Origin of the sequence: Streptomyces sp. NPDC007907 (assembly GCF_042959365.1) — a bacterium.
Lineage (GTDB): Bacteria > Actinomycetota > Actinomycetes > Streptomycetales > Streptomycetaceae > Streptomyces > Streptomyces indiaensis.
Window position 1 is genome coordinate 557,844 of record NZ_JBIBKR010000002.1, and the last position, 15,831, is coordinate 573,674.

Consider the following 15,831-nt stretch of genomic DNA (forward strand, 5'->3'; position numbering starts at 1 on the left):
CGCCGCCTGAGTCAGGCTGGCCCCGGGAGGGGACGGTCGGATCCCGGAGGTGAGGAACCCATGAGCACCCTGCCCGTCCTCGCGGCGGTCGACGGTTCGGACGACAGCCTGCGCGCCCTGGAGTGGGCCGTCGACGCCGCCCGCCGGCGCGCGGCACCCCTGCGGGTGGTGCACGTCCGCCAGCACGCCCACTGGGCACGGTCCGACGTGCTCCTGCAGGCGGACCCGCAGGACGACCCCGTTCTCGACCGGGTCCGCGCCCACCTGGCGGGGCGCCCCGATCAGCCGGACACGGAGTACGTCGGCGTGGAGGGCGCGGCCGCCGCCGTCCTGCCCGGACTGGGAGCCGGCGCGCAACTGCTGGTGCTCGGCTCCCGCGGACGCGGCGGCTTCGCCAGCCTGCTGCTCGGCTCCACCAGCATGGCCGCCGCCCGGGACGCCGAATGCCCCGTCGTCGTGGTGCCCCGGCCCGGACGCGAGGCCCAGGGCGAGGCGCCGGGCGGTCCCGGCTCGCGGGTGGGCGTCGGCCTGAAGGCGGACGGCCCCGACGAGGCCACACTCGGGTTCGCCTTCGCCGAGGCCGCCCGGCGCGACGCCCGGCTCCAGGCGGTCGCCGCCTACCCGTGGCCCGCGCAGCCCTGGATGATGCCCGGCGACATGCCTCCACCGGTCGTCGACCAGGACGTCATCGAGGACGAGACCCGGGTCCTCGCCGACGGCTTCCTCGCCCCCTACCGCGAGCGGCACCCGGAGGTCCCGGTCGAGCTTCTGCCGTCGGCGGGCGACGCGGCGGGTCACCTCGTCGCGGCCTCCCTGGACGCCGATCTCGTCGTCGTGGGGCGCCACCAGCGGCGTCTGCTGTCACCCGTGCGCATGATGGGCTCGATCACCCACGCCGTCCTGCTGCACGCCGTGAGCCCGGTCGCCGTCGTGCCGCCGTCGCCCTCGGAGATCTGACCCCGCGGTAATGGATACGGCCGGGCCTATCATCAGGCGCATGCGGGAACCGATCAGCGGAGACGCCCGGCTCGCCCTGGACCTGGCCCTCTCCATCCGCCACGACGGCAACGGCGGCGTCGCCGACGACCTGACCGACGCGGCAGGCCTGACCGCGTGGGTCCGGGCCCACCGCGACGACCTGCCGAGCGTCGGCGGCTACCCGTCCGACGACCGGGGCGCAGCACGGCGGCCGGCCGACGGCGACGGTGCCGCGGCACGGCGGCAGGCCGACGGTGACTGGGGCGCGGCACGGCGGCCCGCCGACGGTGACTGGGGCGCGTTCACCGCAGACGCCGGGCAACTCAGCCGTGCGTGAGCTGCGGGCCGCCGTTCGCGCGCTCTTCGCCCGGGCCGTGCGCCCCGGCGAGCCGAGCCCCGCGGACGCGGCCCGGCTCCTGCCCCTGCCGGAAGCGGTGCGGCACCTGAACGAGGCCGCCGCCCGAACCCCCACCGTGCCGGTCCTGGACTGGCCCGCGGGCGCCGGACCGAACGTGCGCCGACGGCCCGTCGGTGCCGGCGACGACCTGACCGCGGCCCTCGTCCACGCCGTGATCGCGTTCCTGCCGAGCTCCGAACGCGACCGGCTGCGGGCCTGCCACGCGCCGCGCTGCGGGCGGTACTTCCTCAAGGAGCACCCGCGCCAGGAGTGGTGCAAGCCGTCCTGCGGCAACCGTGCCCGGGTGGCCCGCCACCACCAGCGGCACAAGGCGACCGCCTGGACGGACCGGCACGGCGCGGGGGCCGTCACCCCACCCGGCACGAGGCGACCGCCTGGACGGACCGGCGCCGCGCTGGTGACCCGCCACCACACCCGGCGCATGATGTCCACACGGCTCCTCGGCCCGCGCTTCGCAGGCCGGGGCACGTACCATGGGCGACATGTCGTTCCTCCGCCGCCGCAGCGCCACTCCCGCCGGGCCCGACTTCGACGTACTGGCCATGGACCCGGGTGACTGGCCCGGCAACCTGGGGGCGGGACTGCTGCCCGCGCCCGACGGCACCTGCCAGGGTGTCTTCCTGCGCTACGACCTGTTCGGCGGCCGGGGCCCCGCGATGATCATCGGCAATCTTCCGGAGGGCTCCCCGGCCCGTGAGGTCCCCGAGGGAGAGGTCCCCTTCGAGGTGGCCCAGCTGCTGCTGGCACTGGAGAACGACGAGGAGGTCACCGTCGTCGGCACCGAGGACGCCCCGGTGATGCAGGGCGACAACCTGCTGATCGTGCGCCGCGTCAAGCTCTCCGAGAGCCGGATCTCCTGCGTGCAGTTCGACCGCAGCGACAACGTCCTGGTGACCATCGCCGCCTGGGACCGCCCCATCACGGACGACCTCTACGCCCTTCTCAAGCCGCTCCCCGCGGAACTCTTCCAGCAGGGCTGAGCCCGGCCGACCGCACACGAAGGGGCCGTTGCCCACCTGAACCAGGTGGGCAACGGCCCCTTCGTCCCCGTCAGCGAGTGCCGACCGCCGCGCGCACGGCGCGCCGGGCCAACTGGCAGTCGTCGTGCAACCGCCGCAGCAGCAGCCTCTGCTCCTCGCCGGTCGGCGCAGCACCCGGGTGGGCCGTGCCCGGTGCCGCCGGGGCCGGATCGTGCATCGAACGCTGCACGGCCGTCTCGTAGGTGCGGATCTCACGCGTCAGCACCAGCATCAGGTTCACCAGGAAGGCGTCCCTGGACGCAGTCCCCGCCGACTGCGCGATCTGGCTGATCTGGCGACGGGCGACCGGTGCGTCCCCGAGCACCGACCACAGGGTCGCCAGGTCGTAACCCGGCAGGTACCAGCCCGCGTGCTCCCAGTCCACCAGCACTGGACCGGCCGGTGACAGGAGCATGTTCGACAGCAGGGCGTCGCCGTGGCAGAACTGGCCCATGCCCTGCCGTCCGGAGGCCTGCGCGATCCCGTGCAGCAGTTTCTGCAGGTCGCCCAGGTCCCGGTCGGTGAGCAGGCCCAGCTCGTGGTACCGGGAGATCCGCGCCGCGTAGTCGAGCGGGGCGTCGAACGTACCCGCCGGGGGCCGCCAGGCGTTCAGCCGGCAGATCGCGCCGAGTGCCGCTCTGATGTCCGCCCGGGGCGGTGCCTCCGCCGGGTGCCGCTGGAGGGCCGCCACCCGGCCCGGCATCCGCTCGATCACCAGGGTGCAGTTGTCCGGGTCCGCCGCGATCAGTCTCGGCGCCCGCACGGGTGGGCGGTGCCGGACGAACGAGCGGTACGCAGCTATCTCGTGGCGGATCCGCTCGGACCAGGCCGGCGAGTGGTCCAGTAAGCACTTGGCGACAGCCGTGCTGCGACCGGTCGTGCCGACCAGGAGCACGGACCGTCCGGTGCGGCGCAGCACCTGCACCGGGGCGAACTCCGGACAGATACGGTGCACGGACGCGATCGCCGTGCGCAGCTGCGCGCCCTGGGGGCCGGACAAGTCGAGTCTCCCGCTGAGCGGTTGGGTGCCGAGGACCGCGCCGCGCCGAGCCCGCCCCGCACCGAGCACGGGAGCCGCCGGCCGCGCGGGGGCGAGGTAGGGGCCGCTGTCCGTGGGACGCGGGTGCAGCGACCGGGGCGGTGCGGACACGGAAGATGATGCTGCGTACATGGGCGAAACAGATCCCTTCGTGTGCCTGCGACGACAGCGCACCACCCGGCCCGGACACCCGGGAGGACCCTGGGGAGTGCCCCTGGTGACCGGGGCGGGGTGGCGCGTTCCTACCTGACACCGGATGGCCCATGGCACACCATCTGGCGCACCCTGGCGAACCCTGGCGAATAGTCGCCCGGCAAGTCTCCCCGGGCTACTGTCAACTCAGCCGAGAACCTGGGGGCTTGACGTGAGCGGACAACCCAACACCCGGCTCGCGGACCTGTTCGGCCTGGCCGGCTGGTCCAAGGGCGAACTCGCGAGGCTGGTCAACCGGCAGGCGGCGGCCATGGGCCATCCCCAGCTGTCGACCGACACCTCCCGGGTGCGGCGGTGGATCGACACGGGGGAGATCCCGCGCGATCCGGTGCCGCGGGTGCTGGCGGCTCTGTTCACCGAGCGTCTCGGCCGTGTCGTGACCATCGAGGACCTCGGTCTGGTCCGGCACGGGCGTGCGGGGAAACGGCAGGGCGGCGGGAGCGCCGATGCTCCCGACGGCGTGCCGTGGGCGCCCGAGCGGACGGCTGCGGTCCTCACCGAATTCACGGGAATGGACCTCATGCTCAACCGACGCGGCTTGGTGGGCGCGGGCGCCGCGCTCGCCGCGGGATCCGCACTCAGCAGCGCCATGTACGACTGGCTGCACACCGACCCTTCCCTGGCTGTCGACGCCCCCGACCTCGACCATCCCCTGCACGCCGACCCCGCCGGGTTCGACCGCTACGAGGCCGCCCCCCTCGGGTCGCAGGAGATCGAGGAACTGGAGCGCTCGGTCGAGGTGTTCCGCGCCTGGGACGCGGCCCGCGGCGGCGGGCTCCAGCGCAAGGCCGTGGTGGGCCAGCTCAACGAGGTGGGCGGCATGCTCGCCTACCGTCACCCACCCCACCTCCAGCGGCGCCTGTGGGGCGTCGCCGCCAACCTCGCCGTCCTCGCGGGCTGGATGTCGCACGACGTCGGCCTGGAGCCCACGGCCCAGAAGTACTTCCTCATCGCCGCGCACGCGGCCCGAGAGGGCGGGGACCGGCCCCGGGCGGGCGAGGCCCTGTCCCGCGCGGCCCGCCAGATGGTGCACCTGGGCAGGCCGGACGACGCCCTGGAGCTGATGAGGCTCGCCACCTCCGGCTCGGGTGACGAGGTGCTGCCCCGCACCAGGGCGATGCTCTGCACCGTCGAGGCCTGGGCGCAGGCGTCGATGGGCAAGGGCCAGGCGATGCGGCGCACGCTGGGGCGGGCGGAGGACCTGTTCGTCTCCGACAAGGCCGACGTCCCGCCGCCGGACTGGATGCAGACCTTCAAGGAGGAGGACCTGTACGGCATGCAGGCCCTGGCGTACCGCACGCTCGCCGAGTTCGAGCCGGGCGCTGCGGCGCACGCCCAGCACTACGCGGAGAAGGCCCTCGCCCTGAGGGTCGACGGCCGGCAGCGGTCGAAGATCTTCGACTACCTGTCGATGGCGTCGGCCTGTTTCATCGCCGACGACCCCGAACAGGCCGACCGGTACGCACGCCTGGCCCTGGTGTCGATGGGATCGAACTCCTCGCACCGTACGTGGGACCGGCTGCGCCAGATGTACCGGCTCACGGCGGAGTACTCCGGCTACCCGAGGATCCAGGAGCTGCGGGAGGAGATCAAGCACGCCCTGCCGAAGACGAAGGGCAGGGGCGGCGACCACGCACCGGCCTGAGTTCCTACGCCGTGACCTTCGCCATCAGTACACAGGCGTTGTCCTCGCGCCCGCCCTCGCCGAACTCCTCGACCACGGTCCCCAGACAGTCCTCCGCGGTGCGGTTCCCGGCCAGACGGGGTGCCAGACCGAGGAGCAGCCCTGCGGCCTCCGGCCCCGTGTGCCCGGGCACCAGTCCGTCGGTGTGCAGGAGCAGCAGGTCGCCCACTTCGAGTGTCTCTTCGGCCTGCCCGTAGACGGCGCCCGAGGTGGCGCCGAGCAGCACGCCGTCCGGGGTGTTGAGCACCCGCCCCGTCCCGTCGCGGAACAGCAGCGGGGCGGGGTGTCCGGCCTGCGCCCACACCAGGGTGCGGGTGGCCGGCCGGTAGCGGCAGCAGACGGCGCTGCCCAGGGCGGGTTGCACGGTGGCGTCGAGTAACTGGTTCAGCCAGGCCATCAACTGCCCCGGCTGCGCGCCGGCCATCGCCATGCCGCGGACGGCACCGAGCAGCATGGTCATGTTCGAGGTGACGCCGACACCCTGCCCGGTGAGATCACCCACGCTGAGCAGCGTTTCGCCGTCGGTCAGTTCGAGCGCGTCGTACCAGTCGCCGCCGATGAGTGTGGCCGTGGAGGCCGGCAGGTGGCGTGCGGCGAGTTCGAGGGTTCGCGGGCCGCGGTGCGGCAGCCGCAGGGAGCCGCGCCACGGTGGCAGCGCGGCCTCCTGCAGCTCGGCCGCGAGCCGCTGTTCGCTCCGTGCTGCCTCCTGCCGGTTGCGGAGCGAGTCACGGGTCTCGCTCACCACCCGCTGGCTGCGGCGCAGTTCGCTGACATCGCGCAGTACGGCCCACATGGACGCGGTGCTGCCGTCGGCGTCGAGCACCGGTTCGCCCATCATGTGCAGGGTCCGTACGTCGTCGCTCCGGCGGGCGATGCGGAACTCGCCGTCGATGGGCCTGGCGTCCACGAGGCAGTTGGTGACCATGGCCGTCAGCTTCGGCCGGTCCTCCTCCACCACCAGCGACGGCAGCTCGTCGAGGGTGAGCGGGGGAGCGGCCGGGTCGCGGCCCAGGATCTGATAGAGCTCTCCGGACCAACTGGCCTGGTCCGTCTGCAGGTTCCACTCGGCGCTGCCGACCCGGCTGAGCAGTGAGCCGGGTGCGGCCTCGGCGGGTTCCGGGGCGGCCGCCGTGGGCAGGGGGCCGTCCCGCAGCTGGGCCAGGTGCTCGTCGAGGTCGTTGAGCTGGTGCAGGGCCAGGTCGTACAGGGCGCGTTGCCAGCGCTCGCGCGGGTGATCGGCTCCCTCCCCCTCGGAGTCGCGGCGCACCGCGTCCACGTCGCCCTTGAGTCGCCGCGTCTGCGAGATGAGCGCGTCGACCGACCCGCGCGGGGGCGGCTGGGCGGCTGGGCGGTCCGCGGAGAGGTGGGACGGCATGACGCACTCCGATGCGGGGACGGTACGACCAAGGCGGACGGAGGGACCGTTACGACTGTTGCACAGCCCGCGACGCCCTGTAAGGGATTCGACGACACACGATACGGTGGTGCTTCTGGCATATGTCACCGTCTCGCGGAGTTACTCCGAGGTAGGCGCCGAGGCTGCTGCCGGGAGAACCAAGTCGCAGCGTACACAGGGGATTTGAGGGAGCGTCGGAACCTCGGTGCGAGGCTGATTCGAGTGTTCGACGACTCTCTGTTCGAGTCTGTGGGCGGGGCTGCGGGGCGGGGCTGCCGGGCGAGTCCCCGGTCGGTCAGTAGCGCAGCACCCCGGCCATGCCGTCCGCCTCGCCGAGTGTGCCGTCCGGTACGAAGCGGACGTCGGCCCCGGTCTCCAGGCACTGCTCGACGATCTCGTCCACGATGTCCTCGCGGGAGCCGAGGTCGTCGGCCTCGGCGGGGATCAGATGGTCCCCGGCGTCGCGGTCCGTCACCCGGTAGTTCTCCTCGACGGCCAGCAGCCGGACGCGGCCCTCCCGGGCGCTCTGCCACAGCTCGTCGACACCGGCCGCGAATTCCCGCCGTCCGCGGCCCGTTTCGAGGGCCCGGGCCACGGCGTCCGTGCTCCTGCGGGCCTCTTCCTCGACCACCGGCCGCAGGGCCTGCCACACCGTCTCGGGGGTCCCGTGCGCGAGGCCGCCGTGCGGGACGTGCACCGCGTCCCGGGTGGTGACGCCGACCTCCTCCAGCAGGGAGAGGGCGGCCGGCTCACCCGTCACGTAGAGCTTCCTCGGGTGGTCGCGCAGCACGGCGGCCATCGCGATGTCGGCCTCGCGGAGGAACTGGCGTGTGCGCGTCTCCTGGAAGGCGCTCGGGGTGTCGCCGATCCGCTGCCGTCGTTCCGGGTCGAAGTTCTCCACGCGCCGGGTCAGCGGGAAGCCGCCGACGCGCGCCGCGGAGACCCGGTCGACGCCGCCGTCCCACAGCGTGACGCGGTCCGCGGCGAGCGAGAGGACCCAGAAGGGCTGTCCGGCCGTCTGGGCGGAGACGAGATTGCGCGTGAGGAAGGTGTCCGAGAGCACGACCCGTTCGGGGACGGGCCGGGCCAGGGACCACACCTGGTGCTCACCGGGGGCGGCGAAGATCGCCAGGCCGTCCTCGGCGTGGGTCAGGTCGACCTCGGCCAGGGCACGGTCGAGGTGCCCGGAGACCTCGGTGCGTCGCTCGCGGGTGACGGCCGGATCGGCCTCCAGCTGCCGCTTGGCCTCGGCGACCACGTTGCGCAGCCGGACCTGATCCTGGGCGTTGTAGGGATCACGCCGGTGTGTCGGGGTCAGCACGGAGACCGCGGGGTAGGGGCGCGGGCGCCGCAGCTCTGACAGGGTCGCGGGAGTCAGAACGTGCTCCATGACAGAACGATAGAGCGAATTCGGCACAGGGGCATGTGGGCCGAACGTGCTCATTCGTCGTCGCGGTCGGAGCCGCAGGAACTGCCGTCCGGCGGCAGGGTTCCGTACAGCAGGAAGGCGTCGACCTTGCCGTGCACGCACTTCGACGAGCCGTAGCCGGTGTGGCCCTCGCCCCGGTTGTCGAGCACCACCGCCGACGATCCGAGCCGTCTGGCCGTCTCCACCGTCCAGCGGTACGGCGTGGCCGGGTCGCCCCGGGTGCCCACGAGCAGCATCCGCGGCGTCTCGACATCCTTGACGTCGTCGCGGATGTAGTCGGTGCCCTTGGGGCGGCCGTAGCACATCAGGACCTGGGTGAGCCGGTACCGGCCGAACACCGGGGAGGCCTGCTCGTAGCGGGCGCGGAGCCGGCCGAGGTCCTCGGTGACCTGCGCGGCGGAGGGCCGGTCGGGATCGTCGGCGCAGTTGACCGCCATCAGGGCCGCCGGCAGGTTGTCGAGGGGGATGTCCGCCGGGTCGGTGAGTCCGGCGTGCGGGGGGCGCCGCAGCGGCAGAGTGAAGCCGCCGGAGAGAAACGCCTCCAGGCCGCGGGTGTCACCGTCCTCCAGCAGCTGGCCGGCGGCCCGCTGCAGCGAGGGCCACAGCTCCCTGCTGTAGAGGCCCTGCCCGAGCGCCCCCGCGAAGTCCTGACCGGTGAACGCCTCGCCGAAGTCGGTCGGCAGCGGGTCCTTGTCGAGCGACTCGACCACCTCCACGACGTGTTCCCGGGCCTCTCGGGGATCGCGTCCGAACGGGCAGGCGATGTCCTCGGTACACCAGTTCAGGAAACTCTCCAGCGCGGTCTGCTGCCCCTGGGCGCTCGCCACACCCTGGTCGGTCAGCGGTTCGGTCAGGGTGTCGACGCCGTCCAGCACCATCCTGCCGACCTTCTCGGGGTACTGGGCCGCGTACACCGCGCCGAGCCGGCTGCCGTAGGAAAAGCCCAGGTAGTTGAGCTTGTCGTCGCCGAGGGCGTCCCGCATGACGTCCAGGTCGCGGGCGGCGTTGACCGTGCCGATGTGGGGCAGGACCGGGCCGGAGTGCTCGGTGCACTCGGTCGCGGCCGCGCGCAGCTCTTCGAGCACGGCCCCGGCGTCGGCCACGTCGGCGTTGCCGTCCGTGGCGTCCAGGGCGGCGGTCGAGGCGTTCCCGCAGCTCACCGGCGAGGAGCGGCCCACCCCGCGCGGGTCGAAGGAGACGACGTCATAGCCGTTCGTCAGGCCCATGAAGTCCTTGGCCCCCATGGCGAGTTGGGCCACGCCCTGGCCGCCGGGGCCGCCGAAGTTCAGCAGCACCGAGCCCCGGGACTTGCCCGTGGCCCGGTAACGGGCCACGGCGAGGTCGAGGGTGCCCTTGCCGGGTGCGGAGTAGTCGAGCGGGACGGTGACCTTCCCGCACTGGAGGTCCTTCGGCATGTCCATGCCCGAGCATCTCGACCAGGTGACCTTCTGGTCGTAGAAGCGCGTCAGGCCGGGCGGAGGGTCGTCGGCGGCCGGCAGTGCCGTACCCAGCAGGGCCAGCCCGGCCGTGCCGGTGACCGCGCAGCGCCGTATCGAGGGGCGCGTGGACAGCTTGGCCAGCATCGATGCCTCCAGGTACGCGGGACCTCCCGCAGCGGACCGGATCGGTGCCCTCGCTCACCATAAGCGCGCTCCGGACGCCTCGCCTCCGGGCGGACGGCCCGTGCGGCGGGCCGTGCGTCCGGTGCCGTCCGCCCGGGTGACGCCCGTAGGGCGTCCGGATGCGAGGCCGCGTACGAGCGGCTTTACCGCTAGTTCGACAACCTGTCCGCTCGATGGAGTGAAAGGCGGATAAGCCGCAACTCGGACCGGGGGCCCGGCGTTCTTCCCGGTGCGGGTGAGTGCCCGCCGACGAAGTCTGGAAGGCAGGGGTCCCATGCGAAGGGCTACCCGAAACGGAGTGATCGCCGTCGCCGCCGCCTCGGGCGCGATGGCCGTGACCGTCCCCGCGTACGCCGGTTCCGGCACGGACGGCTCGGCGGCCGGTTCGCCTGGGGTGGTCTCCGGCAACACCCTCCAGCTGCCGGTGCACGTCCCGGTGAACGGGTGCGGGAACACCGTGAACGTGGTGGGGCTCCTCAACCCCGCGGCCGGCAACCGCTGCGTCAACAAGGGTGACGGGCAGGCCGGGCGGCCGGGCGGGTCCGGCGGTGCGGTCGCCGAGGGCAGTGGAAAGGATTCCCCCGGCGTGGTCTCCGGCAACGGCGTGCAGCTGCCGGTCGACCTCCCCGTCGACGTCACGGGCAACTCGGCGAACGTGGTGGGCATCGGCGACCCGGCCACCGGCAACGCGTACTCCAACGGCCGCGGCGACCATGACCGGGTCCGCCCCCAGCACCCGGCGAAGCCGGACCCGGAGCCGATCGCACCGCCCCGCGACCGCCCCGGCCCCGAACCGGCCCCGCGGACCGTTCCGCACGCCAGGGGCGCCCTGGCCCACACGGGCACGGATCACGCCCTCCAGTCCGTCGCGGCGAGCGCGGCGCTGGTCGCCGGGGGAGTGGTGCTGCGCCGCAGGTTCCGGCCCGGTGCGGACGGCTGACCGCAACGGTCACACCGCCTCCGCCACCCCCGTGAGCAGCACCATCCCCGAGTCGCCGTAGTCCGGCAGGGTCGGGTCCACGTCGATGTGGGTCACGTCCAGGTCCCGGGTCAGCGGCGCGAAGACCTCCGTGACGGTCGCCGGGCTCACCGGGCAGCCCGGCCAGCGGGAGGCCGGCCCGATCCGGTAGGTCGGCATGTTCTCCATGAACGCGGCGACCAGGTGGCCCCCCGGCCGGGCCGTGCGGACGAAGGTGCGGCAGAAGTCGGCGAACTCGGCGAAGTCCTCCGTGACGCTCTCGGCCACGAAGTGCATGGAGGCCAGCCCGTAGGTGCCCGGCGGCAGGGACCGGACATCGGCGTGGACGACGTTCACCGGGGCCAGCGCCCCGGCCAGCGTCGGGGGCAGCGAGGGATTGAGGCTTCGGCACAGCGCGTGGAACGGCAGCCAGCTCGCGTCGAGACGGTGGCAGATCTGGTCCTCGAGGTAGGCGACGTTGCTCGCCCCGGCCTCCACGGCGTCGATCCTGCGGCACGCGGCCGAGGCGAGTATCAGCGGATACAGGTTCGGGCCCGCCCCGAACTCGACCGAGCGGGCGATCGAGCCGGGAGGAAGACCCCGGTAGAACGCCGAGTGGTGCGCGATGACCGCCGCGTCCGACGCGTGCACCTCGCGGTAGTTCTCCGCGAGGTAGTCGGCGACCGGCCAGAGGTCCCAGTCCACGTCGTCGTTGTGCGTCGTCATGGCCCTCTAGCCCTTCAGCCGCAGCGGGAAACGTGTCGACAACCGGGTCATCGTCGCGTTCAGATGGTCGATGTCCTCGTCGGAGTTGAGGGCGGTGAGCTGGACCCGGAAACCCACCCGGTCCCGCGGGACCAGCGGGTAGGCGGCCAGGGTCACGTAGACGCCCTCCTGCCACAGGAACGCGGCGACCGCGTCCAGGTCCGCGGGGTTGGCCAGCGGCACCTCCACGATGGGCAGCCGGTCCGAGTTCAGGCTGTACACCCCCAAGCCCTCCAGGTGGTCGAGCACCCGGGACGTCTTGCGGTACAGATCGGCCCGGATCATGTCGCCCCGGCGGTCGTTGACGTCCAGCCCGGCCAGTGCCGTGGCCAGCGACGCCGTCGGCGACGGACCCGAGTACAGATAGGGCGCCGCCGCGGTCTTCAGCCGGTTCTTCAGTTCCGACGGCAGCGCGAGGAACGCCAGCAGGGACGAGTACGCCTTGGAGAAGCCGGCCACGAGCACGATCCCGTCGTACGACTCCCCGGTGTGCCGTACCACGCAGTTGCCGCGCATGCCGTAGGGGCACATCTCGTCCGGCCCGCGCTCCCCGATCACGCCGAAGCCGTGCGCGTCGTCGACGTACAGTGTCGCTCCCTGCGAGCGGCACACCGCCGCCAGCGCCGGCAGGTCGGGGATGTTGCCGCTCATGCTGTTGACGCCGTCCAGGCACACCAGCCGCGGCGTCCCCGGGGGCACACCGGCCAGCAGGGCCTGCAGTTCGTCGAGCCGCTCGGCGTGGAAACGGTGCAGGGTGGCGCCCTGCGCCCGGGCCACCACGCAGCCGTCGTAGACCGTCCGGTGCGCGGTCGCCTCCACGAACACGTGCCCGTCCTCGGCGATGGCGGGGATCACCGAGGAGTGGACCAGCGTCAGCGTCGGCAGCAGCAGCGTGTCCGGCGCGCCCAGCAGCGCGGCGAGCCGCTCCTCGATGTCGGGATACAGCCGCGGACTGCCCAGCAGGCGCGACCAGCTGGGATGGGTACCCCAGCGGCGTACGGCGGGAGCGACGGCCTCCATGACCTCCGGGTCCCAGTCGAAGCCCAGGTAGTTGCACGACGCGAAGTCGATCAGCCAGTGGTCGCCGCTGCGGATGTGCCGCCCGCGCACCTCGTCCAGGACCGCGTCGCTCATCGGGCTGGTGCGGCGCAGATGCTCCAGATCCGCCCAGCGTGCCTCCCGGCGTCCCCGGGCGGCGTCGACCCGGGGACGGCGCGCCGGCGGCGACGCGAAGGGACGGGCGCTCGGCTCCCGTAGTATCCGCGCGCTCTGCTCCACGGTCATCGGCCGGGCGAACAGGTACCCCTGCCCGAACCGGCATCCCATCCCGGCCAGCAGATCCCGCTGGGCCGCGTCCTCGATGCCCTCCGCGATGACCTGCAGGCCCAGGGTGTCGGCGATGCGCACGATGCCCTCGACCAGGGCGACCTGCTGGGCGTCACGCGTGATGTCGTCGATGAACGACTTGTCGATCTTCAGTACGTCGATGGGGAAGTCCCGCAGGTAGCGCAGCGAGGAGAAGCCGGTGCCGAAGTCGTCGACCGCGATGTGCACCCCGAGTTCCTTGAGGGTGTTCAGCACCGTCTGGAGACGGTCGTCGCGGTGCAGCAGCACCGTCTCGGTCATCTCCAGCTGCAGCGAACCCGGCTCCAGCCCCGGTGTGCTCAGCGCCTCCCCGACCTGCTCGATGAACCCGGCGTCGCGGAACTGACGGGCGGAGACGTTCACGCTGACGTACGGCGGACGGGCGGGCCCGGGCAGACGCTGCAGGTTCACGATGTCGCTGACCGCGTTCTCCAGCACCCATGAGCCGAGCGGGGCGATGTGCCCGGTCTCCTCGGCCAGCCTGATGAACTGGTCCGGCATGACGGGCGGCCGCTGCTCGTGCGGCCAGCGGACCAGCGCCTCGAACCCCACCACCTCACCCGCCGAGATGTCCACGACGGGCTGGTAGCGCAGCACGAACGCCTTGTCGGCGACCGCCCGGGCCAGCTGGGACTGCAGATCGTGCCGCTCCACCATGCGGCTGCGCAGCAGCGGCTTGAACCGGCGCCACTGCCGTTTGCCCGCCGCCTTCGCCGCGTACAGCGCGAGGTCGGCGTGGCCGAGCAGTTCCTCCGCGTCCGTGCTGTCGCGCGCGGTGGCCACACCCACGCTGGCCGACACCGTCACCGACTCGTCGGCCAGGTCGAAGGGCCGGCTCAGCGTCTGGATCACCTGGGCGGCGAGCAGTTCGGCGTCCAGGGGCTGCTTGGCGTCCTCCATCAGTACGGCGAACTCGTCACCGCCGAGCCGGGCGGCGGTGTCGGTGCGGCGCAGCGTCCGGGACAGCCGGTTGCCGACCGAGACCAGCAGGTGGTCGCCGGCCCGGTGTCCCATCGTGTCGTTGACCAGTTTGAAGTCGTCGAGATCGATGAAGAGCAGACAGGTCAGGGACGACTCGCGGCGCCCGCGCAGCAGGGCGCGTTCGATCCGCTCCAGCAGCAGGGTCCGGTTGGGCAGACCGGTCAGCGAGTCGTGGAAGGCCCGCTGCGTCAGCTCCTGCTCGAGCCGCCGCTGTTCCGTCACGTCCCGCAGGGTCACCACCAGGCCGGACACGGTGCGCTCGTCGCGGAAGTCACTGAACCGGACCTCCACCTCGACGCGCCCCTCCCGGCGCTGCACCCACCAGTGGTCGTGCCCCGCCCACGGCCCCCGCGCCCGTACGGCGGTCAGTCCCCGCGCGGCCCGGTCCCGGTCGCCGGGATCCACCAGCTGCGGCAGCGAGACCCCCACGAGGTCGTCGGTGCCGAACACGGACCGCGCCGAGGGGCTGGCGTACCGGATGGTGTCGTCGTCCTCCAGGATCAGGATCACATCGGAGGTGTTGCGGACGAGGGTGCGGAAGTACGCCTCGTTCTCGCGCCGGACTACTTCCTGCCGCAGCGCGACACGCTCCATGGCCAGGCCCGCGTGGGAGGCGAGGATCTCCAGGGAGCTCCGGGTCTCGATGAGCTGCCGCTCGGGGGCGGCGACGAGCAGGACGCCCGGCACGGCCCCGGTGGGGCGGTCGGGCTGGGTCATGGGGCAGGCCAGGACGGACGGCAGGCCGTCCAGCCCGGTGCAGAGGTCGGGATCGAGGGCGGCCGGGCTCACCAGCCGGGTGCCCTGGGCCCCGAGGTCCGCCGCGCGCTCCCGCGGCAGCAGCAGGGTCCGGTGCGGTACGTCCGGGCCCATCAGCCGGTCGACCGCCGCCCGGCAGGACCGGTCCACCTCCTCCTGCCGGAAGGCGGAAACCAGCGACGCGGCGGCGGTCCGCAGGGCGAGCTCCCTGTGTACCGCATGGCGATGTGCGACGACCATCCCCGCCAGCCGGAGGATGACCAGGAGGAACAGCACGCCCGAGAAGGCCGCGATCGCGGCGGCGTCGCGGGTCTGGCCGCTCAGCCCCTCCCAGAGCAGGATCCCCGGGGCGATGAGCGTGGCCACGGCGAGCATGACCAGCCTGCGCCGCGGCGGCAGCAGGGACTCCCGCTGGGGCACGGAGGCCGTCAGCTCGACCATGGACGGATGCAGCGCCGCCAGGCCCCAGGCGGTGTAGAAGACGACCCAGCCGAGGTCCAGGAAGCTGCCGGTCTCCCACACGTCGTTCAACTGCAGGATCCCGTATCCGATGTCGGTGACGAGCAAAGTCACCGTGCCGGCGACCAGCAGGCGCACGGCGCGATTGGAGCCGTTGACCGGGCTGGGGGTGAGCAGCCGGACCAGCAGGGCCAGCACGAGGATGTCGCCGAGGGGGTAGGCGATGCTGATGGCACGCTGCTGCCAGGTCAGGCCCTGGACGACGGTCAGCGGCTGCACCAGGTAGACCCACACGGGCAGCGCGAGGCCGGCGGTGACGATCAGCGCGTCGAGCAGGCTCGGCAGGTCGCGGCCGGCCCACCGGTGACGCACCAGCCCCGACAGGCCGAGCGCGATGAGCGGGTACATCGCGAGGTAACAGGCGTCCGCCGGGGACGGGAACGGGTTGGAGGCCCCGAGGTACTGCTCCATCACGAAGTAGTACGTGTCGCCCGCGACGAAGACCAGCAGGCCGGCCGCCAGGACCCACCAGGGCCACGGGTGGGCGGGCCGGTGGAGGCGGGTGCCGATCAGGACCGCGGCGACCCCGGCCAGCCCCATCACGGCCCACATCACGGGGACCATCACCGGCACGGTCATGTACACGACGGTGACGGCCGCGACCAGTACGACGTAGACGGCCATGAGCCGGCGTGCCGGCAACGAGGACATGTGCCTCCCCCCGTCGGGGAGACCGGCGCGTACGCCTG

At 72.7% G+C, this 15,831-nt stretch carries 10 protein-coding genes and 1 pseudogene; 5 read left to right on the top strand and 6 right to left on the bottom strand.

What is annotated here, in order from left to right; genetic code table 11:
• Positions 1-60 precede the first annotated feature (60 nt).
• The 3 genes and pseudogenes from ACFZDI_RS08535 (at position 61) to ACFZDI_RS08545 (ending at position 2,376) form a co-directional block, all read left to right on the top strand.
• Positions 61-957, top strand: a complete 897-nt coding sequence (locus ACFZDI_RS08535) for a universal stress protein (protein ID WP_391248749.1) — start codon at positions 61-63, stop codon at positions 955-957.
• Positions 958-997: 40 nt separating this feature from the next.
• Positions 998-1,712: pseudogene (locus ACFZDI_RS08540) on the top strand (CGNR zinc finger domain-containing protein); the annotation flags it as partial.
• A 166-nt stretch (positions 1,713-1,878) separates the two neighbouring features.
• Positions 1,879-2,376, top strand: a complete 498-nt coding sequence (locus ACFZDI_RS08545) for a hypothetical protein (protein WP_234848281.1) — start codon at positions 1,879-1,881, stop codon at positions 2,374-2,376.
• Positions 2,377-2,446: 70 nt separating this feature from the next.
• Here the strand turns inward: ACFZDI_RS08545 and ACFZDI_RS08550 are convergent, their stop codons facing one another.
• Positions 2,447-3,586, bottom strand: coding sequence for an aminoglycoside phosphotransferase family protein (locus ACFZDI_RS08550; RefSeq protein ID WP_234848280.1), 1,140 nt, complete (start codon positions 3,584-3,586; stop codon positions 2,447-2,449).
• Between the two features lie 232 nt (positions 3,587-3,818).
• Here ACFZDI_RS08550 and ACFZDI_RS08555 point away from each other — a divergent pair, with 232 nt between their 5' ends.
• Positions 3,819-5,312 (top strand): hypothetical protein, encoded by a 1,494-nt coding sequence (locus tag ACFZDI_RS08555; RefSeq protein ID WP_391248752.1) that lies wholly within the window; start codon positions 3,819-3,821, stop codon positions 5,310-5,312.
• A 4-nt stretch (positions 5,313-5,316) separates the two neighbouring features.
• Here ACFZDI_RS08555 and ACFZDI_RS08560 read toward each other — a convergent pair whose 3' ends face one another.
• The 3 genes from ACFZDI_RS08560 to ACFZDI_RS08570 form a co-directional block, all read right to left on the bottom strand.
• Positions 5,317-6,726, bottom strand: a complete 1,410-nt coding sequence (locus tag ACFZDI_RS08560; RefSeq protein ID WP_391248755.1) for a SpoIIE family protein phosphatase — start codon at positions 6,724-6,726, stop codon at positions 5,317-5,319.
• A 316-nt stretch (positions 6,727-7,042) separates the two neighbouring features.
• A complete protein-coding gene (locus tag ACFZDI_RS08565) occupies positions 7,043-8,137 on the bottom strand; it encodes a chemotaxis protein (RefSeq protein WP_391248757.1) in 1,095 nt (364 codons plus the stop codon).
• A gap of 50 nt (positions 8,138-8,187) precedes the next feature.
• Entirely contained in the window at positions 8,188-9,759 is a 1,572-nt protein-coding gene (locus ACFZDI_RS08570; RefSeq protein WP_234848276.1) for an alpha/beta hydrolase, read from the bottom strand.
• 313 nt (positions 9,760-10,072) lie between these two features.
• Here ACFZDI_RS08570 and ACFZDI_RS08575 point away from each other — a divergent pair, with 313 nt between their 5' ends.
• Complete coding sequence (locus ACFZDI_RS08575; protein WP_391248759.1) at positions 10,073-10,738, top strand: chaplin family protein; 666 nt, start codon at positions 10,073-10,075, stop codon at positions 10,736-10,738.
• Between the two features lie 9 nt (positions 10,739-10,747).
• Here the strand turns inward: ACFZDI_RS08575 and ACFZDI_RS08580 are convergent, their stop codons facing one another.
• Both ACFZDI_RS08580 and ACFZDI_RS08585 read right to left on the bottom strand, forming a co-directional pair.
• Positions 10,748-11,482, bottom strand: coding sequence for a class I SAM-dependent methyltransferase (locus ACFZDI_RS08580; protein WP_391248761.1), 735 nt, complete (start codon positions 11,480-11,482; stop codon positions 10,748-10,750).
• Positions 11,483-11,488: 6 nt separating this feature from the next.
• The gene (locus ACFZDI_RS08585; protein ID WP_391249511.1) at positions 11,489-15,766 is read right to left on the bottom strand and encodes an aminotransferase class I/II-fold pyridoxal phosphate-dependent enzyme; all 4,278 of its coding nucleotides are present in this window, start codon (positions 15,764-15,766) and stop codon (positions 11,489-11,491) included.
• Between the last annotated feature and the right edge of the window lie 65 nt (positions 15,767-15,831).